Here is a 25,339-nt window from a genome sequence, read left to right on the forward strand (position 1 = left end):
CGGAGATTCAGGAGGGCAAGGGAAAGCCCGGCAGGGTACGCCGGCGGCCCCAGGCTTCGGCATCCGGCAAGCGGCAAAGCTCAGCCAGGAACGTCCAGGCTGCATCAAGGTGAGCCAGGGCAGCCGGGCTCAGGCCCTCCCCCAACTCGAAACACTGGCCCCGCAGGCATAGCACATAGGCCGGTGGCGGCACCTGACCCAAGGCCTGGGCGTAGACCGCCAGCACATCACCGGGGGACAGGGCGTGGCTGGTATGGGCCGGATTGAAACGAGGCCGAACGGGCTCAAAGCTGAACGGGGCCGGCGTACCTTGGCCCGCATCGATGAACAGGGCTAGGCTGCGTCCTTGCAGATCAATGGCGTGCTCGATCTGCAACTGAAAATCTTCCACGGTGGCGATGCCGGGCAAGCGGGCTTCTTCAAGCCGCTGCAGCAGCAGGTGCCCCAGGGCATCGTCACCCCGGCTGGGGTTGCCGATGCCGAAGACCACCACTTCCCGGGCCAGGGCCTGATCCATGGCGCCCCGCCTTAATCCTTGTAGCGCCGATCCAGCACCTGGCCATCGGGGCCCTGCAATTCCACCGCCAGGGGCATCTGGCCCAGCGCATGGGTAGCGCAGGAAAGACAGGGATCGAAGGCACGAATGGCCACCTCGATGTGGTTGAGCAGGCCCTCAGTGATCTCCCGGCCGTTCAGGTACTGGCGCGCCACCTGGCGCACCGCCTCGTTCATGGCCTGGTTGTTGTGAGTGGTGGAGACGATGAGGTTGGCCATGGTCACCAGGTCGTTCTCATCCACCTGATAGTGGTGAATCAGGGTACCCCGGGGCGCCTCGATCACCCCCACGCCCTCCTGGGTTCTGGGGCCGCCGGCCATCAGGTCATCCTTGCCCAGATCATCATCGTGCAGCAGGTCCTTGATGGTCTCGGCAGCATGCAGCATTTCGATCATGCGAGCCCAGTGGTAGGCCAGGGGCCCGTGGATCAGCCCCCCCTGACCATAATCCATGAATTCCCGGCGCTCGGCCTCGGCCAGGGGGGTGGGAATGAAATCACAGTTCTGCACCCGGGCCAGGGGCCCCACCTTGTACCAGCCCTCCTCCCGACCCATGCGAGTGAGATAGGGGAACTTCATATAGCTCCAGGGCTTCACTTCCTCCGTCAGCAACTGGTGGTAACCCTGGTAGTCGGCACCGTCGATCAGGACTTGGCCATCCGCATCCCGCACCCGCAGGCTGCCGTGGTAGAAATCCATGGCCCCGTTGGGCCCGACCAGGCTCATGAGTTTGGAGCGGAAAAGGCCAAAGTTGTCGTAAAGCGCCGGATTGCTGGTATGCAGTTTCTTGGCCAGATGCACTGCTTCCCGGCTCCAGGCCACCATCTGGTAAGCCTCCTGCTGCAGGGCGGCACGGTCTGCCGGGTCCAGGGCCTTGTTCATACCCCCCGGAATGGAGCCGGTGCCGTGCACCCGCTTGCCGGCGGTGGCGCGGATCACCTCCTGGCCGAACTTGCGCAGCAGCACGCCCTGCTTGGCCACTTCAGGATGGGCTGCCGCCATGCCGACGACGTTGCGCTTGGCCACTTCCGAATCGAAGCCGAAGAGCAGGTCCGGGGAGGAGAGGTGGAAGAAATGCAGGGCGTGGGACTGCAGCATCTGGCCGTAGTGCATGAGCCGGCGCAGCTTCTCTGCCGTGGGGGTAAGGTGGCGGGCACCGACGATCAGGTCCAGGGCCTTGGAAGCGGCCAGGTGGTGGGAGACGGGGCAGATGCCGCAGAGGCGCTGCACCATCACCGGCACTTCCCAGTAGGGCCGGCCCTGGATGAATTTCTCGAAGCCGCGGAATTCGACGATGTGCAGGCGTACCTGTTGCACCTGGTTGTTGTCGTCCAGCAGCAGGGTCACCTTGCCATGGCCCTCCACCCGGGAAACGGGGTCGATGGCGACACGGCGCAGGTTGTCAGCGTTTGCGGCGGTTTCCAGTTCGAACATGGCAACCTCAGTCGAAATGCAGCATGGGGTGGGATAGCCGCGGCGTGCGGCCGGCGATCAGGTCGGTAAGAAACTTCCAGATCGCATCCCCCGACGGCGGACAACCGGGAATGAAATAATCCACCCGCACCACCTCATGGATAGGATGCACCTTGTCCAGCAACAGGGGCAATTCAGGGTCGTCCGGCACCCGGCCAGCCGAGAGTCCTTCCACCCCCAGGCTGTAGCGATAAACTTCCTGAAGACATTGCCCCAGGTCCAGATGGTTGCGCTGGGCCGGCAGGCCGCCGGTGACGGCGCAGGCCCCCAGGGCGACGAGAGTCTTGCAGTTCTGGCGGAACTCCCGCAGCACATGGACGTTTTCAGCATTGCAGACGCCGCCCTCGATGATGCCGATGTCGCAGGGGCCGCAATGCTTGATGTCAGTGAGGGGGGAGCGGTCGAATTCCACCAGTTCCACGAGTTGCAGGAGGCGCTCGTCAATGTCCAGGAAGGACATGTGACAGCCGAAGCAACCGGCCAGGGAGGTGGTAGCCACCCGCAGTTTCTTCTTCGGCCCGTTCATGATTTCACCTCTTCTGCACCCTCAGTAGCCTTGACGCATTCCATGGCTACCACGCTGATGGGCTTCTCGTCGTAGGTGCGCTGGCCGATGGGTTTGGCAAAGCCCTGGCGCTTGTGCAGGATCACCCCCACCGGGCAAATATTGGCTGCCCGGTCGCTGGCGGCAAAATCCGTATCCCCCAGGCGGCCACTCTCCGCATTGACCACCAGGTGCTTCTTGATACCCCGGTTGGTGAGGGCGAAGATATTTTTGCCATCCATTTCCCGGCTGGCCCGCACGCACAGTTCGCAGAAAATGCAGCGGTTGAAATCCAGCAGCACATCGGGGTGGGAGGCATCCACCGGCCGGTCCGGATAGAAGTGGTTGAAGTGGGCCGAGAGCATTTCCAGATCGTAGGCCAGGGCCTGCAACTGGCAGTTGCCACTCTTCTCGCAGGAGGGACAGAAGTGGTTGCCCTCCACAAACAGCATCTGCAGGAGAGCCCGGCGCTCACCGTTCATCTCCGGGGTGTTGCTTTCCACCTCCATGCCCTCCTTGGCCGGCATGGCGCAGGAGGAAACATGGCGACCGCCCACCTTGACGATGCACAGTTTGCAGGAACCATGAGCCGGGAAATCCGGATGCCAGCACAGATGGGGAATGTAGTGCCCCGCCCCCCGGGCGGCTTCCAGGATGGTCTGGCCGTCGTTGAAGGTGACGGGTTTGCCGTCCAGCAGGAACTTCTTTTCGGCGCTCATCGCGGGCTCTCCTCGCTGGAGAATTCACTCGATAGGTGGGCCTGGGGATCGTCCCGCCCGGTCATGCGCCGGGCGCAGGCCAGGGATTTGTCCAGATCGAAAGCCGGTTCGAACTCCAGGGACTGGAGCCGCCGCTCGTAGGCAGGGCGGAACTTCACCAGTGTGTCGATCACGGGATTTGCGGCACTGGTGCCCAGGCCGCAGTGACTGGCGTTCTTCAGCAGGCGGTTGATCCACTCGATGTCCGCCAGGTCGTACTTGGCACCGTGACCATCGGCCAGCTTGTCCATGAAGTTCTTCAACAGGGAAGTTCCGACCCGGCAGGGCGTGCAGAAGCCGCAGCTTTCGTGGGCGAAGAAATGGACAAAGTTGCGGGCCACCTCGAACAAATCCCGGCTCGAATCGAAGACCATGAAGGCCCCGGCCGTCGGCACATCTTCATAGGCAATACGGCGCTGGAACTCGTAGGCGGCCACACAGATGCCGGAGGCCCCGCCCACCTGCACCGCCTGGGCATCAGTGGCACCGCAGTCCTCCAGCACCTGGGCGATGGAAACGCCGAAGGGGTACTCGTAGATGCCGGGAAAGGCACAGTCGCCGGAGATGGACAGCAGCTTGGTGCCGGTGGATTGGGCGGTGCCGTAGGCGGAAAAATTCTCGCCGCCCTCCAGGGCTACCAGCACGGTCTTGGCCAGGGTTTCCACATTGTTGACCACCGTGGGCCGGCCCAGATAGCCCTTCACCACGGGGAAGGGGGGGCGGATGCGGGGCGTGCCCCGCTTACCCTCCAGGGATTCGATCAGGGCCGATTCCTCGCCGCAGACGTAGGCCCCAGCCCCCAGATGGATCTCGATATCGAAATCGAAACCGGCCTGGCAGACATTGGCCCCCAGCAGACCATCGGCCCGGCGGCGGGCCAGGACGCCTTCCAAAGGCTCCAGCAGATAGCGGTATTCGCCCCGCAGGTAGAGGAAGCCCTGGCGCGCGCCCACAGCGTAGGCCGCCAGGGTCATGCCCTCGAAGACGTGGTCGGCATAGGAGGTCAGCAGCACCCGATCCTTGAAGGTGCCGGGCTCGCCTTCATCGGCGTTGCAGACGATGACCCGGTCCGTACCCGGTGCGTTGCGGCAGGCTTCCCATTTCACCCCGGTGGTAAAACCGGCGCCGCCCCGGCCCCGCAGGTTGGATTTCTGCACCTCGGCCAACCAGCCCTCCGCGCCCCGGGCAATGGCGGCCCGCAGGGCGGCCCCCGGTTCCAGAACGCTGTTGAGCAGCAGATCCTTGCGACGCAGATGGTCCGCCACCGCAAAGTACTCCCGGGGCCACTGGGCCAGGGGCTTGCGGGCACGGATCAGTTCGCAGATTTCATTGACCCGTTGATGGGTCAGCCGGGTGATGGGCCAGCCATTGACCAGCAGGGCCGGCCCCTGGTCGCACATGCCGGTACAGGAGGTGGTATCGATGGAAACCAGGCCATCCTCGGAGACCTTGCCCGGCTCCACCCAGAGCTTCTGGCACATGGTAGCCATCAGTTCCAGATTGCCCAGCAGGCGGTCCGTGGCGTTGTCCGAGAAGAGCACCCGGTACTGGCCCACCGGTTCGAGATAGAGGAAGGAATAGAACCCCGCCACCCCTTCCACCCGGGCCCGGGGAAGCTGCAAGGCCCGGGCGATGGCAGTGAGGGCTGCCGGAGAGATATGCCCCATGGTTTCCTGGACTTCCCGCAGGATCTGCAGAAGCCGGACCGGGTCCCGGCGATGCCGGGCCAGGATGGGTTCAAGCACGGACCCAAGAACGGAATCCGCAGTAGAGACGGCTGCTTCCATTATTCCCCCCATAGTTTCTTATGGTGTGCCCGATGATTATAGGCACAGGGTGCGCCCCTGTGGTGGGGCGGCGGGAAAGCGGCGGAGCGGTGTCTAGACCAGCCCCTTGGTCTTGAAGAAGGGAACGTAGGCCCGGTCCACCTTGCAGATGTGGTGCACCAGCCATTCCTTGAGGAATTCCAGGGCTTCCAGGTTCACTTCCTCGCCGTCTTCGAAGCGCATCAGCAAATCCATGGCCTTGCCGGTGAAATTGTCGTGCTCGCCCTTGTGGCCGGGCGTTTCGGGGTATTCGTATTGCTGGAACATCACTTCCTCAACGATGAAGTGATTGTGGGTGTAATCCACCAGCCCCTCGAAAATCTGGCCGATCACTTCCCGCCGCGGTTCCGGGCGGGAAAGTTCATCGTGCAGGGCATTGGTCTGATCCACCAGCCAGCGGTGCTGGTTATCGATTTCTGCGAGCCCCAACTCCAGCTCGCTGGTCCATGGCATGAACGCCATACATTCCTCCCTAACGTGTCTATGGAGCCGTCTTATCGGAACGGCGCCGGGTCTTTGCGCCCGACTGCCGTTCCCGGCCCGGAGATGTCCTACCCCACCCAGAGGCGGGCGTTGCGGAACATGCGCATCCAGGGGCTATCTTCGCCCCAGGTGCTAGGATGCCATGACATTTGCACAGAACGGAAGACCCGTTCGGGGTGCGGCATCATGATGGTGAAGCGGCCGTCGGCGGTGGTGAAGCCGGTAACGCCAGCCGGAGAGCCGTTCGGATTGTAGGGATAGACCTCGGTGGCCCCCCCCTTGTTGTCCACATAACGCAGGGCCACCAAGGCCTTGGCCTGGTCTTCGCCGTTGGCAAAGAGGGCCCGGCCTTCACCGTGGGAGACCACGATGGGCATGCGGGAACCGGCCATACCCTGGAAGAACAGGGAGGGAGACTCGGCTACCTCGGCCATGACGAAACGGGCCTCGAACTGCTCCACGGTGTTGCGCACTAGGGCGGGCCAGTGCTCGGCACCGGGGACCAGTTCCTTCAGGGCGCTCATCATCTGGCAGCCGTTGCAGACGCCCAGGGCAAAAGTATCGGGGCGCTGGAAGAAGGCGGAGAACTCATCCCGGGCCTTGCCGTTGAAGAGAATGCTCTTGGCCCAGCCCTGGCCGGCGCCCAGCACGTCGCCGTAGGAGAAGCCGCCGCAGGCCACGGCGCCCTTGAAGTCCTGGAGGGAAACCCGACCCGCCAGGATGTCGCTCATATGCACATCAACGGAATGGAAGCCGGCCCGGTCGAAGGCGGCGGCCATCTCGTAATGGCTGTTCACGCCCTGCTCCCGGAGGATGGCCATCTTCGGCTTGGCGCCGCTGTTGATGAAGGGGGCTGCCACGTCTTCGGCAATATCGAAAGTGAGGCTGGCGGAGAGGCCCGGGTCCTGGGTGTCCAGAATACGGTCGAATTCCTGCTGGGCGCAGTCCGGGTTGTCGCGCAGGGCCTGCAGCTTGAAGGAGGTCTCAGACCAGGCTCGTTGCAGGTCAACACGGCTTTCGGAGAACAGGGCCTTGGCGTTGCGGAAGATGCGCACCTGATCCCGGTCGTTGGGGTAGCCCACCAGGGCGTAGCACTGGCCCAGGCCGGCGGCGCGCAGGGCGGCGGTAATCTTTTCCCGGTCAGCCCGGCGGATCTGCACCAGGGCGCCCAGTTCCTCGTTGAACAGGGCCTTGACCAGCAGCTCCATGGAACGGCCTTGCAGCAGGTCGGGGCGCTTCTCGGCGCCGTCCACGTCGCCCTGCAGGGGGTCGTAGGCCAGGATGTCGGTGTTGAGGGTGATACCGCAGCGGGAGGCAAAGGCCATTTCACAGGCGGCAGCAAAGAGGCCACCATCGGAACGGTCGTGGTAGGCCAGCAGCAGGCCGTCCTGGTTGAGTTGTTGCACTACGGCAAAGAAGGCGGCCAGGCGCTGGGGCTCTTCCAGGTCGGGTACCTGTTCACCGGTGGCGTTGTAGACCTGGGCCAGGGCGGAGCCGCCCAGGCGGTTCTGGCCGGCGGAGAGGTCCAGCAGCAGCAGTTCGGTTTCGCCCTGGTCCAGTTGCAGCACCGGGGTCAGGGTGCGGCGCACGTCGGGGCTGTGGGCGAAGCCGGTGACGATGAGGGACAGGGGGGAGACCACCTGCTTCTTTGCACCGCCCTCTTCCCAGGCGGTGCGCATGGAGAGGGAATCCTTGCCCACGGGGATGGACAGGCCCAGGGCCTGGCACACCTCGGAGGTGGCCTTGACGGTATCGAAGAGGCGGGCGTCCTCACCCGGGTAGCCGGCAGCGGCCATCCAGTTGGCAGAGAGCTTGATGTCGGAGAGCTTGGCGATGGGGGCAGCAGCCAGGTTGGTCACCGCTTCGCCCACGGCCATGCGGCCGGAGGCGGGGGCGTCGAGCACGGCCAGGGGGGTGCGCTCGCCCATGGCAAAGGCTTCGCCCTCGTAGCCTTGGTAACCCATCAGAGTCACGGCTACGTCGGCCACGGGCACCTGCCAGGGGCCAACCATCTGGTCCCGGGCAGTCATGCCGCCGACGGAACGGTCGCCGATGGTGATGAGGAAGGTTTTGTCGGCCACGGCAGGCAGCTGCAGCACGCGATAGCCCGCATCCTTGAGGTCCACGCTGTCGGCGGCGAAGGGTACGGCGGCAGGGGCCTGGTGCACGGCGTCCCGGGTCATGCGGGGCGGCTTGCCGAGCAGGGCTTCCATGTCCATGTCCACCGGGTCTTCGCCCAGCTTGGCATCGGTCACCTTGAGGCGGCCGTCGGCGGTGGTGACACCGACCACGGCGAAGGGGCAGCGCTCCCGCTCGCACAGGGCCTTGAACTCTTCCAGGCGGGAAGGCGGCAGGGCCAGGACGTAGCGTTCCTGGGATTCGTTGCTCCAGATTTCCGCCGGGCTCATGCCCGGTTCCTCGATGGGCACGGCGCGCAGGTCGAAGCTGGCGCCGCACTGGCCGGAATGGGCCAGTTCGGGGAAGGCGTTGGAAAGGCCGCCGGCGCCCACGTCGTGGATGGAGAGGATGGGGTTGCCGTCGCCAGGAGCGGCGATGTCGTTCTTGGGCACACCCATCTGCCAGCAGCGGTCGATCACTTCCTGGGCGCGACGCTGGATTTCCGGGTTGCCCCGCTGCACGGAGGCGAAGTCCAGGTCCTCGTTGTTGGCGCCGGTGGCCATGGAGGAAGCGGCGCCGCCGCCCAAGCCGATGAGCATGCCGGGGCCGCCCAGCTGCACCAGCAGGGTGCCGGCGGGGAAGACTTCGGCCTTGAAGGACTGGCCGTCCTCAATGTTGCCCAGGCCGCCGGCGATCATGATGGGCTTGTGGTAGCCGCGCACTTCCGGACCCACGTTCTCTTCATAGGTGCGGAAGTAGCCGGTCAGGTTGGGGCGGCCGAATTCGTTATTGAAGGCAGCGGCACCGATGGGGCCTTCCAGCATGATGGAAAGGGCCGAGGCGATGCGGGAAGGCTTGCCGATGGTGGTTTCCCAGGGCCGTTCGGCACCGGGCACGAACAGGTTGGAAACGGAGAAGCCGCAGAGGCCGGCCTTGGGCTTGGAGCCGCGGCCGGTGGCGCCCTCGTCACGGATCTCGCCGCCGGAGCCGGTGGAGGCGCCGGGGAAGGGAGAAATGGCGGTGGGGTGATTGTGGGTTTCCACCTTGGTCAGGATATGGGTCAGCTCTTCCTTGTAGGCGTAGGAGCCGTCTGCCTGGGGATAGAAACGGGGCACCTTGGCGCCCTCGATGATGGAGGCGTTGTCCGCATAGGCCATCACCGTGCCCTGGGGATTGGCCTTGTGGGTGGCCTTGATCATGCCGAACAGGGTCTCGTCGCGGGCTTCCCCATCCACCACCCAGGCGGCGTTGAAGATCTTGTGGCGACAGTGTTCGGAGTTGGCCTGGGCGAACATCATCAGTTCCACGTCGGTGGGGTTGCGCCCCGCCTTCTGGTAGATGTCCAGCAGGTAGTCGATTTCGTCCTCCGACAGGGCCAGGCCCAGATCGGTGTTGGCGGCCACCAGGGCGGGCCGGCCGCCGGCCAGGAGATCCACGCGATTAAGGCGCTTGGCCTCGAAGTGGCGGAACAGTTCGGCAGTCTCGGCAAAATCGCCCATGACCGATTCGGTCATGCGGTCATGCAGCAGGGCCGCCACGGCAGTCCGCTCCTCGGCGGTGAACTGTCGGCCGGCCGGGGCGCTGACCCGGTAGGCGATGCCGCGCTCGATGCGCTCGACCCCATCCAGGCCTGCATTGATGGCGATATCCGTCGCCTTGGAAGACCAGGGAGAAATGGTGCCGACGCGGGGCGTCACCAGGAACAGGTCGGTGCCAGTCGGCACTGCGCCGGCCTGCTCTTCCAGGAGACGGCCCAGCTGGCGACGGGCTTCGTCCGTCAGGGGCTTGGCCAGACGCACGAAATGCCAGTAGTCGGCGGCCACGCCCGCCACCGCGGGCACGGCAGCGGTCAGCTGGGCCTGGAGACGTTGCAGACGGAAAGCGGAAAAGGCGGAAGCGCCACGCAGGAAGAGGATGTCGGCCATGGGAATTCGGGAAGGAGAGGCTGAAAGGAAACGAAAGGGGTACGGCTAAAGGCAGGATTATACCTGCCTTGGGGCCTTCGGCTCGGCACTGCGATGGAAGCCGCCTCAGTCGCCGAGGGCGGCCCCCAGGGCATAGATACCGGCGTCCCCGCCGGCCAGTCGGGCTTCGCAGCCGCCAAGCCAGTCCTCGAAGAGGCGGGGCGGGTCGAACCAGTTGCCCTGGCCCATTTCGATCCCCACTTCCCGCACCCGGGCAAAGATGGCGGCATCGTCCACCCGCTCTGCCACCGCCACCACCCCCAGCTGGGAAGCGATGTCATGAATGGCCCGTACCAGCATCTGGGAAACCCGGTCGTCGGTCATTTCCCGGATCAGGGTGCCGTCGATCTTCACGTAGTCCGGCGGCAGGGCCCGCAGATAAGCGATGGAAGAGAGGCCCTGGCCGAAATTGTCGAAGGCAAAGCCGCAACCCAGGCTGCGCAGGCCTTCGACGAAATCGTGGACCTCGCTGAACTGTCGGCTGGCGGCGGCTTCGGAAACTTCGAAGCAGAGGCTGGCCGGTGCCACCCCATATTTTTCCAGGCACTGGCGGATGTAATCCAGGGTGTCCGCCCGGCCAACGGTCTGGATGGAAAGATTGATGCCGCACAGCACGGTGGGTTGGCCGCTGCGTTCCTGCAGCCGACGCACCCCGGCGCAGGCCGCATCGATGACCCAGCGGTCCAGGCTGGACATCAGGTCGAAGCGCTCGGCCGCCGGCAGGAAGACCTCGGGGAAGATGATGTCGCCCTGCTCGTCCAGCAGGCGCAGGAAGACCTCGAAATGCAGGCCGGACGAAGCGCCCGCCACCAGCGGCACCGCCGGCTGGGCATAGAGCAGCAGGCGGTTTTCCTCCAGGGCACGGCCGAGGCGAGCGGCCCAGTCCATTTCCCCCTGGTGCCGCACCACGGCCCGGTCGTCAGCCTGGAAGACGTGCAGGCGGTTGCGCCCCAGATCCTTGGCCGCATAGCAGGCCTGGTCGGCGGCGGACATGGCTTCCTCCAGGGTACGGATGCGCTCGTCCAGCTCCACCAGGCCGATGCTGGCGCCGACACTGAAGGCCCGGTCGTTCCAGACGAAGCGGAAGTCTTCCACCAGCTTGCGCAGGGATTCGACGACCCGCTGGCCGTCTTCCAGGCGGCAGCGTTCCAACAGCAGGCCAAACTCGTCACCGCCCAGGCGGGCCAGCAGATCCTGGCCCCGCACCCGGTGCCGCAGCAGCTGGGTGATCTGGCGCAGCAGTTCATCGCCGGCGGCGTGACCGCAGGTGTCGTTGACGATCTTGAAGCGGTCCAGGTCGATATAGCAGAGGATATGGTGGGGCGCCTCACCGCTACGGCCGGCCAGGGTCCGCTCCAGGCACTGCTCGAATTCCCGGCGGTTGATGAGGCCCGTCAGGGCATCGTGGCTGGCCTGGTGCACCAGCTGGGCGGTGGCACTGGCGATGCGCTCCTGCATGGTGTTGTGCATGTCTTGCAGGCGGCCGGCCATATGGTTGAAGCCTCGCTCCAGCTCCCCCAGTTCGCCGGTGGAATTCTCCGTCACCCGGGCCCCCAGTTCTCCGGTGGCCATGCGCCCTACCGCCTCCACCAGCCGCCCGACCCGGCGGGACAAGGCGCCGGCAATGCGCCGTGCAGCCAGGGCGCCAAGGAACAGGCCGGCCGCCAGGATCAGGGCGGTATGCAGCAGCAGATCCATCTTCCGGGCCTGGAAATCCTCGCTGGAAAGCTCGACATACACCCAGCCGATGGGGGCATTCGGCGTATGGGTCATGGCCGAAGGCTCCAGGCCCATGCCCTGGAAGTCGTCGATTTCCAGCTGGCTGCGGTAGATGGGGGCATAGAAGCCGAGAATGCCCTTACCCACGGGCTGGGAGCCGGCCTCCCCTTTGGCGTCGGCCAGCACCTTCTCGTAACGGGAGGTGCGGCCGCTGATGGCCAGCACCCGCCGTTGGGCGTCGGTGATGACGACGGCCCGCATGTCCGGCTGTTGCATGGCGGCCTGGGCCACCGACTGCAGGCTGCCCCGGTTGCCGGAAATGACCCCGTATTCGCTGGCCGGCGCCAGGTAAAGAACAATGGTGCCGCCCTGCTGGCGCAGTTCCGCATCCAGGTAATCCATGCCGGTAAGGGAATAATGCAGGGCCTGGACGGAGGCGATGAGGGCCACCGGCAGCAAAGCCAGGAGCATGGCGATCTGCCGGATGCTGCCGGAGTAGGCGAAGAAGCGTTTCATCATCGGCCGCATCATTCCGCCTCCCCGGCCCGCTCCAGGGCTTCCCGCAGGGAATTCTCGTCCGGCACGTCGAGCCCGAGGGAACGGGCCACGTTGCGATTGACCACCACGCTGAAATGGTTGGGGTACTGGGGCGCCCCCAGGCTGACCTTGCCGGCCGGCAGGGCACGCAGGTATTCCGCCGCCTGGCGAGCCATCTGGGCCGGGGTGGAGAACACGGCCACCAGGGCCCCGGCGGTGACATAAGCTTGGGGAAAGCCCACCAGGGGCCGCTGATGGCGGTAGGTGGTGAGCAGAATGGGGCGGGCGGTGTTGCGGTTGAAGGCCAGACTGTCGGGCAGGGCCAGCAGCACGTCAGTTTCCGGCAGCAGGCGGTTGAGGGCGGGGACGATTTCCCCTTCCTCCGAAACATGCTCCACCTGCAGATCAAAGCCCCCCTTATTGCCGGCACTGCGCAGCCGAGGCAGCAGCGCCGCCGACTCGGGCCCCAGCAGGGCCGCCACCCGCTTGCGGCCCGGCAGGGCATGGCGCAGCAGGTTGAACTGGCGGGAAAGGGGTTGATCCAGATAGAGAGCCGAGAAACTGGGAGGCCGCAGACGCCGCCCACTGTCGCCGACGATGCGCTCGAAGGTCAGGCGCGGCACCAGCACACTAAGCACCGGCGGCCCATTGTCCAGGCGGGCCATGGCCCGGGTGGCCCCGGCGCCCACGGCCACGACCAGGGCGGCGTCCGCCACTTCCGACTCGTCGAGTTTTTCTCCCGGCGCCGTCACACCGGCCAAACGCACGGAGCGGCGCCCCGGCATCTGGGCTAGGCTGGTATTGAGGGCGTCAAAAAATTCCGAATAAGCCCCGCCCCGCTCGCTCAGGACCACGGCAATGCCGTCGCCGGCCTGCACGGGCGAGGCAGCCAGCAGCGACCATGCCATCACAATATGACAAAAAATTGCCAGGCAAGCGCGTCCTGTGGAGAGGAAATAGGCCATGGAAAATCAGAATTCCAGGCGCAGGTTGACGTAGGAGCGGCGGCCGATGAGGTTTTCGAAGTAAACCTCCTTGTAGGGCCGATCCAGGAGGTTCTGCACCACCACCGCCACTTCACCCTGGTAGCGGCCATCGCGGAAACGCCAGGCCAGGCGGCCATCCAGGCGCTCATAGGGTTTCTGGTAATCCCCATCGCCCTGGACGGTCAGACGGCCCACCTGGTAGTAGGCGACGCTGCCGGTCCAGGCGGCGCTGAAGTCATGGGCCAGCAGCATGTTGCGGCTATGCAATGGTGCAGCGGCAGCATAGTTAGCACTCCTATTGGGGCTAGTACCGCTGATTTGGGTCATGGCCCAGCCCAAATGCAGGCGGGTGGCAGTGCCGAATTTCTGCTGCCACTGGCCCTCCAGGGCCTTCACCCGGGCCTCTCCGGCATTGAAGAACTCGGTGCCGGCCGTGTTGAAGAGGCTACCGGGATAAATCACCTGTCGGGCTTCCAGGAGTTGGGTCAGGCTGTCATCGGAATACTTGAAATCCAGGTTGCCACCCGGTAAGGCAATCACATAACCGATTTCCCGGGAGCGAATCACCTCGGACTGCAGATCATTACGATGGTAGGCGTAACGGTAGACACAACTGGGCAGGCAGAGGGCTTTGTTGAGGGGGAAGGTCCAGCGGGAATCAGCGCGGGCCTCCAGCATCACCGGCGTGTGCACGGCACGGCTGCTGGAGAAGCGCAGGGTATGCCCCGGCGCCACATGGTAGTTCACTGCCAGGCGGGGCGAGGTGTAGGTACCGGTGTAGCTGTTGTTCTCGATCATCAAACCGCCATTGACCACCCAGCGGCTGCTAGGACGCCACTCCAGGTTGCCGAAGAGATTGGTCTGGCGGAAGGAAACAGGATTATCGGTGTTGAAATAGAGGCGACTGGTGAAACGATCAAGGCGCATAGCCCCCCCCCAAACCACCCGGGTCGTGGCGCTAGGGGCGAAGATGTGCTGGGCTTCCAGGTCGTATCGCTCCCCCACCAACTGCAGGGGCTTGGTATAGGGATAAGGCACCACCAGGGGTGGCCGCAAGGTGATCAGGTCGGAGAGATCAAAGTTCTGCACATCCCGATTGGCGTAAGCCTTGACCGACACCTGTTCATCGGCACTGAGGCTGCGCTGCCAGCGCAACATGCCGTAGTAGCTTTCCATCTGCCGCACATGCTCGGGGCTGAAGGTATTGGCCTGCATGTGGCCGGATTGCTGATCGCTGTCCGACAGGCCGGCCTGCACTTCGAGGACATCCCGGTGGTCGATCTGCAAGTCACCGCGGAAGGAAAAATTGCGCAGGGTCTTGTTGTCGAAGCGGCGGGCGACGGAGATGTTCTGCCCTTCCGGCTTGGCCTGCTCCATGATTCCGTTATCCTGGCGCAGGTTGGCGGTGACGCGGTAGTCGAAGGAACCGTTACGACCACCCCAGCGCATCGTACCGTCGGAGCCACGCCGGCTCTCGGTGACGGAGAGCAGGCCGCCCTGGGTTTCCGCCGCGTGGCGGCTGATGATGTTGATGACGCCGAGGAAGGAGTTGGCGCCATAGGCGGCCGAATTGGGGCCGCGGATGACCTCGATGCGCTCGATCTCGTCCAGGGTCAGGGGCAGGGTGCTCCAGAAGGCGCCACCGAACAGAGGGGTGTAGATGGAGCGACCATCCACCAGCACCTGCATGCGGCGGGAGAAGCCATCGGTCATGCCGTGGTAGCTGACCGCCGTATTCGGCACCAGGAAGCCCCGGTCGGCGCTCTCGCCGACGTACATGCCCGGCACCAGGCGGAAGAGATCAGGAATGCTCCAGGCGCCGGAATCCCGGATCATCTGGCGGTCGATGATGGTGACGGCAGCCGGCGCGTCGGAGACGTTCTGGCGCAGGCGGGAAGCCGTCAGCACCACCGGCACGTCGGCCAAAAAGTCACTTTCGGAAAGGTCGGCGTCCACAGACGCTGCCGCCCCCTGGGCCAAGGCGCAGGAGAGCAACAGGGAGATGGCACGAACCCGCAGGTTCTTTTCAGTTATCAGGGAAATGCAGGGCACGGAAGACAGCGACATGTAGTGTTTTTATAAGCCCGTACATTATCGTTTATGTAGGCCATGAAACAAGGTTATCGAGCATAAATCATGCAGTTTTATTACGCCGACACATTTGTCCTGCCGCTGCCCCCCGGCCACCGCTTTCCCATGGAGAAATATTCAGGCTTGCGCCAGGCCATCCTGGCCCAGGGCGTATCGCCGGATCGCCTGCGGCTGCCCGATGCAGCCACCCGGGAAGAACTCCTTCGGGCCCACGACCCCACGTACGTGGATCGGGTCATTGAAGGGCGGCTGACAGAAGCGGAAATCCGCCGTATCGGCTTTCCCTGGTCGCCCCAGATGGTGGAACGCTCCCGTCGTTCCGCCGGGGCCACCCTGGGCGCCTGTCGCAGCGCTCTGACATATGGTTGCAGCATCAATCTTGCCGGCGGCACCCACCATGCCGGCTATGATTCGGGTTCGGGCTTTTGCGTCTTCAACGATGCCGCCATCGCCGCCCGGGCGATGCAGGTGGAACAGGGCATCGGCCAGGTGTTGATCATCGACTGCGACGTGCACCAAGGCGACGGCACGGCCCGCATCCTGGCGGGGGACGACAGCGTATTCACCTTTTCCATCCACGGTGCCCGCAACTTTCCCTTCGACAAGGCGGTCAGCGACCTGGACATCGAACTGGAGGACAGCACTGGTGATGCGGCCTACCTGGCCGCCCTGGAGGAGGGCCTGGCCACGGCCTTTGCCCGCACCTCGCCCGAGCTGGCCATCTATCTGGCCGGTGCCGACCCCTACATTGATGACCGTCTGGGGCGCCTCGGCCTCTCCATGGCCGGCCTGCAGGCCCGGGATGAGAAGGTGCTGCACAGCTGCCGCCAGCGGGGCATTCCCGTAGCCATCGCCATGGCCGGCGGCTATGCGCGGCAGATCGAGGACACCGTCGCCATCCACGCAGCCACGGTGGCCTGCGCCCGCCGACTTTTTGAGGGCACGCCCTGATCTACCGAAATCCTGCCATCCAGAATTCCTTTTCCGCCCATTTCATCCCCTTTTCCACCTGCCGTTCACGGTTAGAATCAGCCCATGAGCCCCCTCGCCCCTGCCCCGCTACCGCCCTGCCCGCCCCTTCTTCCCGGCTTTCCCCTCTACCGGGCGGCGGGCCTGCGTGCATTGGAAGCAGCCGCCCGGGGCCAGCCCCTCATGGAGCGGGCCGGTCTGGCCGCCGCCGACCTGGCCGCCGACCTCATCACCGGCCCCCGCAGCGAAGGCCCCATCCTCATCCTGGCCGGGCCGGGCAATAACGGGGGCGATGCTTATGTCGCCGCCCGCCACCTGCAAGCCCGTTTTTTTCCGGTGCATCTGGTGGCCTTGGGGGACCCGAGCCAGGCCCCGGCCGATGCCCGTGCCGCGCGGCAAGCCTTTCTGGATGCCGGCGGCAGCGAACTGACCGCCATCCCCGAGCATGCCCCACAGACCCACTGGGCCCTGATCATCGACGGCCTTTTTGGTATCGGCCTGCAACGCCCGCTGACAGGCGCTTACGCCAGCGCGGTCGTAGCCGCCAACCATCTGGCCAAAACCCAGGGCTGCCCCCTGCTGGCCCTGGACTGCCCCTCAGGCCTCGATGGCGATACCGGCCGTGTGCTGGGGCCAGCTATCCAGGCCAGCCATACCCTAGCCTTCATCGCCCACAAGCCCGGCCTGCTGACCCTGGACGGCCCGGACCACAGCGGCATTCTGCACCTGGCGCCCCTGGAGCTGGATGCCCCCCGGCTGGTGCCGCCGGAGGGCCACAGCATCGGCCGGGAAGCCCTGGCCGCCCATCTGCTTCCGCGCCTGCGCAACAGCCACAAGGGCAGTTTCGGCAGCGCCGGCATTCTCGGTGGCGCCCGGGGCATGACCGGTGCCGCCCTGCTGGCGGGCCGCGCAGCCCTGCTGCTGGGAACCGGCCGGGTCTTCGTCGGCCTGGCCGACGACAGCCTGGGAGCCCCGACTTTCGATCCGCTGCAAGCCGAACTGATGCTGCGCCCTGCCGACAGCCTGTGCGAAGCCCCCCTCACCGCCCTGGCCATCGGGCCTGGCCTCGGCCAATCCCCCCAGGCCCGCCTCTGGCTGGCCCGGAGCCTGGCCACTGACCTGCCCCTGGTGCTGGATGCGGACGCCCTCAACCTGCTGGCCGCCGACCCTACCCTGGCCCAGGCCCTGGCCACCCGGGAGGCGGCGTCCCTGCTCACCCCCCACCCGGCCGAGGCTGCCCGCCTGCTGGGCTGTGAGGTAGCGGCTGTGCAGGCCGACCGCATCGCTGCGGCCCAGGCCCTCTCCCAGCAATTTGCCGCCTGGGTTGCCCTGAAGGGGGCCGGCACCGTCGTGGCCGCCCCGGATGGACGCTGGTGGATCAACACCAGCGGCAACCCGGGCCAGGCCGCCGCCGGCCAGGGCGACATCCTCACCGGCATCACCGCTGCCCTGCTGGCCCAGGGTTGGGAGGCCGGCACCGCCCTGCTCGGGGCCGTCCACCTGCATGGCACCGCCGCTGATTACCTGGCGGGAACCGGCATCGGCCCCGCCGGTCTGACAGCCTCGGAAACGGCCGTAGCCGCCCGAACCGTTTTCAATGCCTGGAGCCAGCCCCCTGCCCTATCGGCTTGAGAGCTGTCGGCTGCCGACAAGGATTGCGGTTCTTGCCCAGCACCACGCCGGTTGATTGCCGGATGCCTGCGGGCAGCGGCCCGGTATGCCGCCATCTCACGGATATCACTTCGCAGCCGAACCACCGCGGAACGCGCCCAACTTGCCACCTGAACAGGGCTCGACCGCCCATTCAGCACCCTCGACACTTTTCCGGGCCAGATGGCCCGGTCCTTGAAAGCGCCATGACTTCAGCCCATCACCCGTTGCGCGGCATTCTGCTGATGCTCGCCGCGGTCTTCTTCTTCGCCCTGCTCGATGCCACCTCGAAGGGGCTGGCGGCCACCTACCCGGTGCCCTTTCTCGCCTGGTCCCGCTATCTGGTGCATTGCCTGCTGATGGTGGTGTTTCTTGGCCCGCGCCTGGGTCGGGGCCTGGTCGCCACCCGTCGCCCGGGGCTGCAGATACTGCGCGCCCTGCTCCTGGTGGGCGTCACGGCCTGCATGATGGCAGCCCTGCGCGCCATGCCCCTGGCAGAAACCACAGCGGTGGTCTTCATCACCCCGCTGCTGGTGGCCATCCTGGCCGGCCCCTGGCTGAAGGAAAAGATCGGTCTCAATCGCTGGCTGGCGGTGGGCGTCGGCTTCATCGGCGTGCTGCTGGTGGCCCGGCCCGGCGGCGGTTTGAGCGGCGAAGGTATTGCCTGGGCCCTGGCCTGTGCCGCCTGCTACACGGTGTACCAGCTGCTCACCCGGCAGCTTTCGCCAACGGAAAACACCCTGACCATGCTCTTCTACACCGCCCTGGTAGGCACCCTGAGCATGACCCTGGCGACGCCCTGGTTCGGCACCATTCCTGCCATTCAGGGCTGGGACTGGCTGCGCATCTGCGCCATGGGGCTGTTCGGCGGCACCGGCCATTTCCTGCTCATCGCCGCCTTCCGCCATGCGCCGGCCTCCACCCTGTCGCCCTTCCTTTATGTGCAGCTACTCTGGGCCACCTTGTTGGGCTGGCTGGTCTTCGGCCATCTGCCGGATGCCATGGCGGCCCTGGGCATGGCCGTCATCGCCGCCAGCGGCCTGGGTCTGGCCCTGATCCAGCGGCGGGAAAGTCGCAGGGCCTGATGCCCGTTCAGGTGCGCCGCGGGTAGGGGTAGAGCATGTTGAGAGCGACGCTGTCGCCATTGGGCTGGACGATGCGCACATGCTCGCGGCGGAATTCCCGGGCGTGGCGCAGGCCGCAGGAGTGGGCAATCATGTCCATCTCCTTGCCCATGTTGCGGCAGTAGGCGGCAACCCGCTCCCCCTTGTCCCCCACATCCAGACCCCGCTGCAGGCGCTCGTTGTGGGTGGTGATGCCGGTGGGGCAGGTGTTGGTGTGGCAACGCAGGGCCTGGATGCAGCCCAGGGAGAACATGAAGCCCCGGGCGGTGTTGATGAAGTCGGCACCGCAGGCCAGGGCCCAGGCGGCCTTGGCCGGGGTCACCAGCTTGCCGGCGGCGATGACCCGCACCCGGCCCTTCAGATCGGCCTCCAGCAGGGCATCCACCACCCGGGGCAGGGCCTCGCTGATGGACAGGGCCATATGGTCGGCCAGGGCCTGGGGCGCTGCGCCGGAGCCCCCTTCCCCGCCATCGATGGCGAGAAAATCCGGGGCGCTGTGCAAGCCACGGCGCAACACGGCCTCGTTGAGCAGGTGCATGAATTCCCAGCCGCCGATGGCGGTCTTGATGCCTACCGGCTTACCCGTGACATCCCGCACCCGCTCCACCATGTCCAGCAGCTGGTTCATGTCGGCGATGTCCCGGTGACGGTTGGGCGAGAGGGAATCCTGGCCCACCGGAATGCCGCGGATAGCGGCGATTTCCGGCGTCACCTTGGCCGCCAGCAGCACCCCGCCCTTGCCCGGCTTGGCCCCCTGGGCCAGCTTGATTTCGAAGGCACGGACGTTGTCGTGGGCCGCCAGCTCCCTCAGTTTCTGGTCGGATAGCTGGCCCTGGGCGTCACGACAACCGTATTTGGCGGTGCCGATCTGGAAAATGACGTCGCACTCGCCTTCCAGGTGGTAGGGCGACAGTCCGCCCTCTCCGGTATCCATCCAGCAGCCGGCCATATGGGCGCCCCGGGAAAGGGCCTGCACCGCCGGCTTGGAGATGGCGCCAAAGCTCATGCCGCTGATGTTGATGAGGGAGCGGCCGGTGAAGGGCTGCTCGCACCACCCCTCGCCGATGACCAGGGGCGGCGTTGGCAGGCGCTCCTCGTCGAGCACGGGGAATGGCGCATTGACGAAGAGGATGGCGCCGGTCTGGTGCAGGTCGTAGGTGGAGCCAAAGCCCAGGATGCCGCCCTCGTTCTTGGCCAGGCGGTAGATCCAGCCCCGGGTGGCCCGGTCGAAGGGGCGCTCTTCCCGGTCATTGAGGAAGAAGTACTGGCGGAAGTACTCCCCCAGTTTCTCGAAGAAATAGCGCAGGTGGCCAACGATGGGGTAATTGCGCAACACCGTGTGGCGCTTCTGGGTGATGTCCTGCACGTACCAGTACACCAGCCAGGCCGCCAGGAACAGGGCCAGCAGCACCCCCAGACTGATGTGCAGGATTCCCAACGCTTCGCCGCCCATGGCGCTCTCCTTGCGGATGTTAGAATTGCTGACATTCAATCTAACACGAACCCGAAAGCCCGCCGTGGAGTCCCGCCTTTCCCTGCAATTGCCCCCCGCCGCCGAAATTGAACGCAATGTGGATGCCGCCCTGGCCGAAGATGTGGCCACCGGCGACCTGACGGCCCAGCTGATTCCCGCCGGCCAGCCCGGCACCGCCACCGTCATCTCTCGGGAAGAGGCCACCCTCTGCGGCACCGCCTGGTTCGATGCTGCCTTCCGCAAGGTGGATGCGGCCTGCCGCATCACTTGGCATGCCCAGGACGGCGAGCGAGTGCGCCCCGACCAGCTGCTCTGCGAAATCGCCGGCCCGGCCCGGGCCCTGCTCACCGCCGAGCGTACCGGCCTCAACTTCCTGCAGCTGCTTTCCGGCGTCGCCACCCGCACCCGCCGCTTCGTGGACACCGTGGCCGGCACCCGGGCCCAGATCGTCGATACCCGCAAAACCCTGCCCGGCCTGCGTCTGGCCCAGAAATACGCCGTCACCTGCGGCGGCGGCGCCAACCATCGCATCGGCCTCTACGACGCCATCCTCATCAAGGAAAACCACATCCTGGCGGCCGGCGGCATCGCCCAGGCCGTGGCCGCCGCCCAGGCCGTGGCTACCACCGCCAGCGTGCCCTGCAAGTTCATCCAGGTGGAGGTGGAAAATCTGGACGAGCTGCGCCAGGCCCTGGACGCTGGCGCCTCCATGGTCCTACTGGACAACATGAGCCTGGCCGACATGACGGAGGCTGCGCGCATTGCCGCCCAGCGTGGGCCCCAGTCCGGCGCCGGAAAAGCGGTGCTGGAAGCCTCCGGCGGCGTCAATCTGGAAACCGTCCGGGCCATCGCCGAAACTGGAGTGGACCGCATCTCCATCGGTGGCCTGACCAAGGATGTTCAGGCCCTGGACCTCTCGATGCGCTTCAAGGCCGGCTGAGTCTCCCCAAGGGGTGCCGCCGCGCCAGGGCGGCTTCCCGAGCCGGCGCCCCTTGCCCGTACAGCTGCCAACTATGTCACGGCAGTGCCAAAGCAGGCCTCTATAATCATTGCAGGACCTGCGGACCGCCCGCACGGGCGGCCCTCCCGAGCAGGCCGTCACCCCGGGGGAATAACATGCTGTTCGCGCTCTTCTACGTCATCGCGATTGCGGTGCTGGTGCTGCACTTCACGGGCTTTCTCGCCCGGCACAATCTGGAATGGCTGGTACTGGCCCTGGCTGTTGCCGTCTTCCCGGCCGTCATCTATCTCTGACCCCCTCGAATCCCGGCGGGCGCCCGGCGCCCGCTCAACGAGGCTTACGCGCCACCAGATCAATCAGGGCCGACGGCCCGCGGTGGGCCACCCCCTCCTGCAGTTCCACCTCGTACTCCCGCAACTCCTCGATCTCCAGCCCCAACCCGGAAAAGGCCTGCCGTAACAGCTCCTGCGTATAGAGGTTTTCCACTTCCTTGGGACCACCAGTACCGTATTCCAGTTGTTTTGGCGTGTAGCCATGCAACAACAGGCGGCCGCCGGGCTTAAGAGCCCGGGCCATGCCGGCAAAGATGTGCGCCCGTTCCACCGGACCGGTGAACTGGATGAACACGCCCAGCACAAGGTCGTAGGCAGACGCTGGCCAATCCCAGGTGAGCAGATCAGCCACCTGAAAATCCACGAAGACCCCCCGGCCGGCCGCCAGCTTGCGGGCCTTTTCCACCGCCACCGGGGAAATTTCCAGCGCGCTGACCTGCAGGCCCTGTTCCGCCAGCCAGACACTGTTACGCCCCTCCCCATCCGCCACCGAGAGGGCGGTACTGCCCTCCCCAAGGAGGAAAGCGTGGAGGGCCAGGAAACGGGAAGGCGCCGTGCCGAACAGATAATCGTCACCGGCATTGCGAAAGCGTTCACTCCAGAATTGTTCGTGCTGGCTCATGGCATGCTCCTGAAAAGACAAGGGGCGCCCGCAGGCGCCCCGAGAGGGATTCCAGCCCGGCTTACACCCGGGCCTGGATGAAGGCCTTCACCGCATTGACATCGGGGTCCATGACCTCGACGCGCTGGGGCAGCTTTTCCAGACCTTGCAGGTCGGTGGGCACTTCCGGCTCCCGGCCCAGGGCTTCGCGGATAGTTTCGGCGAACTTAGCCGGCAGGGCCGTTTCCAGCACCACGGTAGGCATGCCGGCAACGGGATTTTCCTTGGCCACCTTGAGGCCGTCGGCGGTGTGGGTGTCGATCATCACGCCGTAGGTCTGCCAACAAGACTGGATGGTGGCCAGGCGGTCGGCATGGCTGCTGGCGCCGGAAACGAAGGCGAAGCCGGCCAGCTTGTCCATGTAGGGGGTGCCGCGCAGATCGAAAGCCTGGCCCGCATCCACCTTAGCCCACAGCTCCCGCACCTTGGCCGGATCACGGCCCACCAGATCGAAGACGAAACGCTCGAAATTGGAGGCCTTGGAAATGTCCATGGAGGGGCTGGAGGTGACGAAGGTCTCGGCGGTCTTGCGGGGACGATAGACGCCGGTCTTGAAGAACTCGTCCAGCACGTTGTTTTCGTTGGTGGCCAGGATCAGCTTGCCGATGGGCAGCCCCATCATGCGGGCGATGTGGCCGGCGCAGATATTGCCGAAGTTGCCGGAAGGTACGCAGAAAGCCACCTGCTGGTCGTTATTCTCGGTGGCGCCGAAGTAGCCCTTGAAGTAATAGACGATCTGGGCGGCGACCCGGGCCCAGTTGATGGAATTGACGGCGCCGATCTTATACTGGGCCTTGAAGGCGGCGTCGTTGGAGACGGCCTTCACGATGTCCTGGGCGTCGTCGAACATGCCGCGCACGGCGATGTTGTGGATGTTCTCATCCTGCAGGGAATACATCTGGGCGCGCTGGAAGGCACTCATCTTGCCGTCCGGGGAGAGCATGAAGACGCGCACGCCCTGCTTGCCGCGCATGGCGTATTCGGCGGCGGAGCCAGTGTCGCCAGAGGTGGCGCCAAGGATGTTGATCTCTTCGCCGCGCTGCTTCAGCACGTATTCGAAGAGGTTGCCCAGGAGTTGCATGGCCATGTCCTTGAAGGCCAGGGTGGGGCCATTGGACAGTTCCTGCAGGGCCAGCTTGCCCTTCTCCAGCCAGTGGATGGGAGTCACGTCGGCAGCGTTGTCGCCGGGACGGGCATGGCAATAGACCTCGGCGGTATAGGTCTTGTCGCAGATGGCCTTGAGGTCATCTGCCGGAATGTCGGTGATGAACTTGGACAACACGGCAAAAGCCAGTTCGGCGTAGGACAGCTGACGCCAGGCATCCAGTTCGGCCCGGCTCACCTGGGGATAGGTCTCCGGCAGGTAGAGGCCGCCATCGGGGGCCAGGCCGCCGAGGAGGATGTCGCAGAAGGATTGGCTCGGGGAGGATGCAGCATCGCCGCGGGTAGACAGATAGCGCATGGAAAATCCGGGAGGTTCAAGGACTTAAGGAAGGGCGAGAGGATACCACGGCCGGCCCCTGCCGTAGCTGCCCCAGGGCACCTATCGCCAGCTGTGGCGACAGCATAGGCCGTACGTGTCATTCAAGTTTCGCCGTACGTATCCGTTAAAGGTAAGCCCTTTTTCTGTTCACCATCTCGCCGCCCCTGAACCGAGCGCCCCATGCCTTTGACCGTCAACACCAACGTTCTCGCACACCAGGTGCTGCGAAACTTGGCGCGCTCGTCGTCGGCCCTGGGGCTTTCCCTACAACGGCTGTCGTCGGGTCTGGGCATCAACAGCGCCCGGGACGACAGTGCCGGCATGGCCGTGGCGGAACGTCTGAATTCAGTGATGAAAGGGACCGATCAGGCCATACGCAACGCCAACGACGGTATCTCCATGGGCCAGATTGCCGAAACGGCCCTTGGCCAGATCAGCGGCAACTTGCAACGCATCCGGGAAATTGCCGTACAAGCTGCCAACGGCTCCATCACGGACAACAACCGTTCCCAGCTGCAAAAGGAAGTAGACCAGCTCACTCAGGAAATCAGCCGTACCGTTCAGACCACGGAATACAACGGTGCCCGTCTGCTTTCCGGCACCGCCACCCTCACCTATCAGATCGGCTACAGCGGCGGCCCAGGCCATCAGGTGGGCCTGCTGACGACCGATCTCGCCCAGTCCCTGGGCAGTCCAAGCCCTGGGGCCAAAGCTGCCGGCGCAGTACAAAGTGCAGTGCAGAGCGGCGGCAGCGCTCTGGCTGCCATGATGGCGGCCGACCAGGCATTGCGCCAGTTCATTCCCAACGGCCTAGTCACAAATGTGGGACCCAATACCTACTCGGTGACCGGCTTCGCTTCCGGAACACCAGCCCAGGATGCGGCCTGGGCCATCTACAAAGCAGCGGAGGATGCCTACAACGGCAACGGCGGCAACGTGGCCGGCACTTATGCGGCCATGAACAGCGCCACGGCCAGTGCAGCTTCGGGCTATGGCTGGATCAGCAGCGGCTCCGGCCTCTACGCCTACTACCAGGACATTACGGCGACCGGTACCGTCAATATCACCAATCAGGCCTTTGCCGCCGCGGCCATTGGCGATGTGGATATGGACATTGCCAAGGTAGCCAATGTCCGCGCCACCTTTGGAGCGGTACAAAACCGCTTTACCAGCGTGGTGGCGGGCCTGCAGAGTTTCATGGAAAACGTCGGAGCTTCCCGCAGCCGCATTACCGATACGGACTTCGCCAACGAGTTCGCCATCCGAACCCGCAACCAGATCATCCAGCAGGCCGGCATCGCCGCCCTTAGCCAGGCCAATGCCTCGGCCGCCGGCGTGCTGCGCCTACTACGGTAAGCTCGACGTCCGCCGTTCAGCCCTGCTTGGTGAAGTCGATAACGATGGCGCCCGGTTCGCGCTGCACATAGGCGATGGCAATGCCGTCGCCGTAGCGGGTCAGCAGCTGGTTGAGGAGCGGCAGGGGATCGTGGTCGTTGCAGAAACGCATGGTTTCGCCAGGAATCAGGGAATCAAAGGCGCCGAAAATGGCGGCATGGCGGAAACGCTTGGCGACGCCGCGGGCGTCAAAGGGATAGATGGCTTCGGGAGTGGGGTGGTCGCAGGCATGCATG

20 protein-coding genes are annotated in these 25,339 nt (G+C 65.2%); 6 read left to right on the forward strand and 14 right to left on the reverse strand.

All coding sequences use genetic code 11. The annotated features are described in order from the left end of the window. Positions 1–7: 7 nt before the first annotated feature. From AZSI13_RS11345 to AZSI13_RS11390, 10 genes are all read right to left on the reverse strand, one after another. Positions 8–517, reverse strand: a complete 510-nt coding sequence (locus tag AZSI13_RS11345) for a hydrogenase maturation protease (RefSeq protein ID WP_235609741.1) — start codon at positions 515–517, stop codon at positions 8–10. 11 nt (positions 518–528) lie between these two features. Further along, positions 529–1,989, reverse strand: a complete 1,461-nt coding sequence (locus AZSI13_RS11350) for a Ni/Fe hydrogenase subunit alpha (protein ID WP_109041269.1) — start codon at positions 1,987–1,989, stop codon at positions 529–531. Between the two features lie 7 nt (positions 1,990–1,996). Further along, on the reverse strand, positions 1,997–2,554 hold the full coding sequence (locus tag AZSI13_RS11355; RefSeq protein ID WP_109041270.1) for an NADP oxidoreductase: 558 nt from the start codon (positions 2,552–2,554) through the stop codon (positions 1,997–1,999). Further along, the gene (locus AZSI13_RS11360) at positions 2,551–3,291 is read right to left on the reverse strand and encodes a 2Fe-2S iron-sulfur cluster-binding protein (RefSeq protein WP_109041271.1); all 741 of its coding nucleotides are present in this window, start codon (positions 3,289–3,291) and stop codon (positions 2,551–2,553) included. The genes AZSI13_RS11355 and AZSI13_RS11360 overlap by 4 nt, the downstream gene beginning before the upstream one ends. Then, entirely contained in the window at positions 3,288–5,117 is a 1,830-nt protein-coding gene (locus AZSI13_RS11365; protein WP_109041272.1) for an NAD(P)H-dependent oxidoreductase subunit E, read from the reverse strand. Before AZSI13_RS11365 ends, AZSI13_RS11360 begins: the two co-directional genes overlap by 4 nt. A 93-nt stretch (positions 5,118–5,210) precedes the next feature. After that, positions 5,211–5,609, reverse strand: a complete 399-nt coding sequence (locus AZSI13_RS11370; protein ID WP_235609742.1) for a bacteriohemerythrin — start codon at positions 5,607–5,609, stop codon at positions 5,211–5,213. A 98-nt stretch (positions 5,610–5,707) separates the two neighbouring features. After that, positions 5,708–9,682 (reverse strand): phosphoribosylformylglycinamidine synthase, encoded by a 3,975-nt coding sequence (gene purL / locus AZSI13_RS11375; RefSeq protein WP_109041274.1) that lies wholly within the window; start codon positions 9,680–9,682, stop codon positions 5,708–5,710. Positions 9,683–9,787: 105 nt separating this feature from the next. Next, the gene (locus AZSI13_RS11380; protein WP_109041275.1) at positions 9,788–11,971 is read right to left on the reverse strand and encodes an EAL domain-containing protein; all 2,184 of its coding nucleotides are present in this window, start codon (positions 11,969–11,971) and stop codon (positions 9,788–9,790) included. Next, positions 11,968–12,885 (reverse strand): ABC transporter substrate-binding protein, encoded by a 918-nt coding sequence (locus AZSI13_RS11385; protein ID WP_165833476.1) that lies wholly within the window; start codon positions 12,883–12,885, stop codon positions 11,968–11,970. Before AZSI13_RS11385 ends, AZSI13_RS11380 begins: the two co-directional genes overlap by 4 nt. A 63-nt stretch (positions 12,886–12,948) precedes the next feature. After that, entirely contained in the window at positions 12,949–15,030 is a 2,082-nt protein-coding gene (locus AZSI13_RS11390) for a TonB-dependent siderophore receptor (RefSeq protein WP_109041277.1), read from the reverse strand. Between the two features lie 69 nt (positions 15,031–15,099). On the opposite strand from AZSI13_RS11390, the gene AZSI13_RS11395 reads away from it, so the two are divergent. The 3 genes from AZSI13_RS11395 (at position 15,100) to AZSI13_RS11405 (ending at position 18,758) form a co-directional block, all read left to right on the forward strand. Next, complete coding sequence (locus AZSI13_RS11395) at positions 15,100–16,005, forward strand: histone deacetylase (protein ID WP_109041278.1); 906 nt, start codon at positions 15,100–15,102, stop codon at positions 16,003–16,005. A gap of 84 nt (positions 16,006–16,089) precedes the next feature. Beyond that, a complete protein-coding gene (locus tag AZSI13_RS11400) occupies positions 16,090–17,655 on the forward strand; it encodes an NAD(P)H-hydrate dehydratase (protein ID WP_109041279.1) in 1,566 nt (521 codons plus the stop codon). Positions 17,656–17,879: 224 nt separating this feature from the next. Then, complete coding sequence (locus AZSI13_RS11405) at positions 17,880–18,758, forward strand: DMT family transporter (RefSeq protein WP_109041280.1); 879 nt, start codon at positions 17,880–17,882, stop codon at positions 18,756–18,758. 7 nt (positions 18,759–18,765) lie between these two features. On the opposite strand, the gene AZSI13_RS11410 is transcribed toward AZSI13_RS11405, so the two are convergent. Beyond that, positions 18,766–20,250, reverse strand: coding sequence for an FMN-binding glutamate synthase family protein (locus AZSI13_RS11410; protein ID WP_109041281.1), 1,485 nt, complete (start codon positions 20,248–20,250; stop codon positions 18,766–18,768). Positions 20,251–20,314: 64 nt separating this feature from the next. Here AZSI13_RS11410 and nadC point away from each other — a divergent pair, with 64 nt between their 5' ends. Next, positions 20,315–21,211: a carboxylating nicotinate-nucleotide diphosphorylase gene (gene nadC, locus AZSI13_RS11415; RefSeq protein WP_235609743.1), complete on the forward strand. Its 897-nt coding sequence runs from the start codon at positions 20,315–20,317 to the stop codon at positions 21,209–21,211. 176 nt (positions 21,212–21,387) lie between these two features. Further along, positions 21,388–21,525, forward strand: coding sequence for a hypothetical protein (locus tag AZSI13_RS17600; RefSeq protein WP_165833478.1), 138 nt, complete (start codon positions 21,388–21,390; stop codon positions 21,523–21,525). Positions 21,526–21,559: 34 nt separating this feature from the next. Here AZSI13_RS17600 and AZSI13_RS11420 read toward each other — a convergent pair whose 3' ends face one another. Both AZSI13_RS11420 and thrC read right to left on the reverse strand, forming a co-directional pair. Beyond that, positions 21,560–22,186 (reverse strand): class I SAM-dependent methyltransferase, encoded by a 627-nt coding sequence (locus AZSI13_RS11420; protein WP_109041283.1) that lies wholly within the window; start codon positions 22,184–22,186, stop codon positions 21,560–21,562. 61 nt (positions 22,187–22,247) lie between these two features. Beyond that, positions 22,248–23,687 (reverse strand): threonine synthase, encoded by a 1,440-nt coding sequence (gene thrC / locus AZSI13_RS11425; protein ID WP_109041284.1) that lies wholly within the window; start codon positions 23,685–23,687, stop codon positions 22,248–22,250. 201 nt (positions 23,688–23,888) lie between these two features. Between thrC and AZSI13_RS18030 the strand changes: the two genes are divergently transcribed. Next, positions 23,889–25,064 carry a flagellin gene (locus AZSI13_RS18030; protein WP_109041285.1) on the forward strand — a complete coding sequence of 392 codons (1,176 nt, stop codon included), beginning with the start codon at positions 23,889–23,891 and terminating at the stop codon, positions 25,062–25,064. A gap of 16 nt (positions 25,065–25,080) precedes the next feature. On the opposite strand, the gene AZSI13_RS11435 is transcribed toward AZSI13_RS18030, so the two are convergent. Continuing rightward, positions 25,081–25,338 carry a DUF2249 domain-containing protein gene (locus tag AZSI13_RS11435; protein WP_109041286.1) on the reverse strand — a complete coding sequence of 86 codons (258 nt, stop codon included), beginning with the start codon at positions 25,336–25,338 and terminating at the stop codon, positions 25,081–25,083. Position 25,339: the final 1 nt, after the last annotated feature.

It is taken from the genome of Azospira sp. I13 (assembly GCF_003112695.1).
Lineage (GTDB): Bacteria > Pseudomonadota > Gammaproteobacteria > Burkholderiales > Rhodocyclaceae > Azospira.

Bases quoted from the DNA above. Each gene is read 5' to 3' on its own strand.
- AZSI13_RS11345 (WP_235609741.1), bottom strand. From the start codon at position 517: ATGGATCAGGCCCTGGCCCGGGAAGTGGTGGTCTTCGGCATCGGCAAC.
- AZSI13_RS11380 (WP_109041275.1), bottom strand. From the start codon at position 11,971: ATGATGCGGCCGATGATGAAACGCTTCTTCGCCTACTCCGGCAGCATC.
- thrC (WP_109041284.1), bottom strand. From the start codon at position 23,687: ATGCGCTATCTGTCTACCCGCGGCGATGCTGCATCCTCCCCGAGCCAA.
- AZSI13_RS18030 (WP_109041285.1), top strand. From the start codon at position 23,889: ATGCCTTTGACCGTCAACACCAACGTTCTCGCACACCAGGTGCTGCGA.
- AZSI13_RS17600 (WP_165833478.1), top strand. From the start codon at position 21,388: ATGCTGTTCGCGCTCTTCTACGTCATCGCGATTGCGGTGCTGGTGCTG.
- AZSI13_RS11410 (WP_109041281.1), bottom strand. From the start codon at position 20,250: ATGGGCGGCGAAGCGTTGGGAATCCTGCACATCAGTCTGGGGGTGCTG.
- purL (WP_109041274.1), bottom strand. From the start codon at position 9,682: ATGGCCGACATCCTCTTCCTGCGTGGCGCTTCCGCCTTTTCCGCTTTC.
- AZSI13_RS11435 (WP_109041286.1), bottom strand. From the start codon at position 25,338: ATGCATGCCTGCGACCACCCCACTCCCGAAGCCATCTATCCCTTTGAC.
- AZSI13_RS11350 (WP_109041269.1), bottom strand. From the start codon at position 1,989: ATGTTCGAACTGGAAACCGCCGCAAACGCTGACAACCTGCGCCGTGTC.
- AZSI13_RS11365 (WP_109041272.1), bottom strand. From the start codon at position 5,117: ATGGAAGCAGCCGTCTCTACTGCGGATTCCGTTCTTGGGTCCGTGCTT.
- AZSI13_RS11385 (WP_165833476.1), bottom strand. From the start codon at position 12,885: ATGGCATGGTCGCTGCTGGCTGCCTCGCCCGTGCAGGCCGGCGACGGC.
- AZSI13_RS11400 (WP_109041279.1), top strand. From the start codon at position 16,090: ATGAGCCCCCTCGCCCCTGCCCCGCTACCGCCCTGCCCGCCCCTTCTT.
- AZSI13_RS11420 (WP_109041283.1), bottom strand. From the start codon at position 22,186: ATGAGCCAGCACGAACAATTCTGGAGTGAACGCTTTCGCAATGCCGGT.
- AZSI13_RS11355 (WP_109041270.1), bottom strand. From the start codon at position 2,554: ATGAACGGGCCGAAGAAGAAACTGCGGGTGGCTACCACCTCCCTGGCC.
- AZSI13_RS11390 (WP_109041277.1), bottom strand. From the start codon at position 15,030: ATGTCGCTGTCTTCCGTGCCCTGCATTTCCCTGATAACTGAAAAGAAC.
- AZSI13_RS11370 (WP_235609742.1), bottom strand. From the start codon at position 5,609: ATGCCATGGACCAGCGAGCTGGAGTTGGGGCTCGCAGAAATCGATAAC.
- AZSI13_RS11395 (WP_109041278.1), top strand. From the start codon at position 15,100: ATGCAGTTTTATTACGCCGACACATTTGTCCTGCCGCTGCCCCCCGGC.
- AZSI13_RS11360 (WP_109041271.1), bottom strand. From the start codon at position 3,291: ATGAGCGCCGAAAAGAAGTTCCTGCTGGACGGCAAACCCGTCACCTTC.
- AZSI13_RS11405 (WP_109041280.1), top strand. From the start codon at position 17,880: ATGACTTCAGCCCATCACCCGTTGCGCGGCATTCTGCTGATGCTCGCC.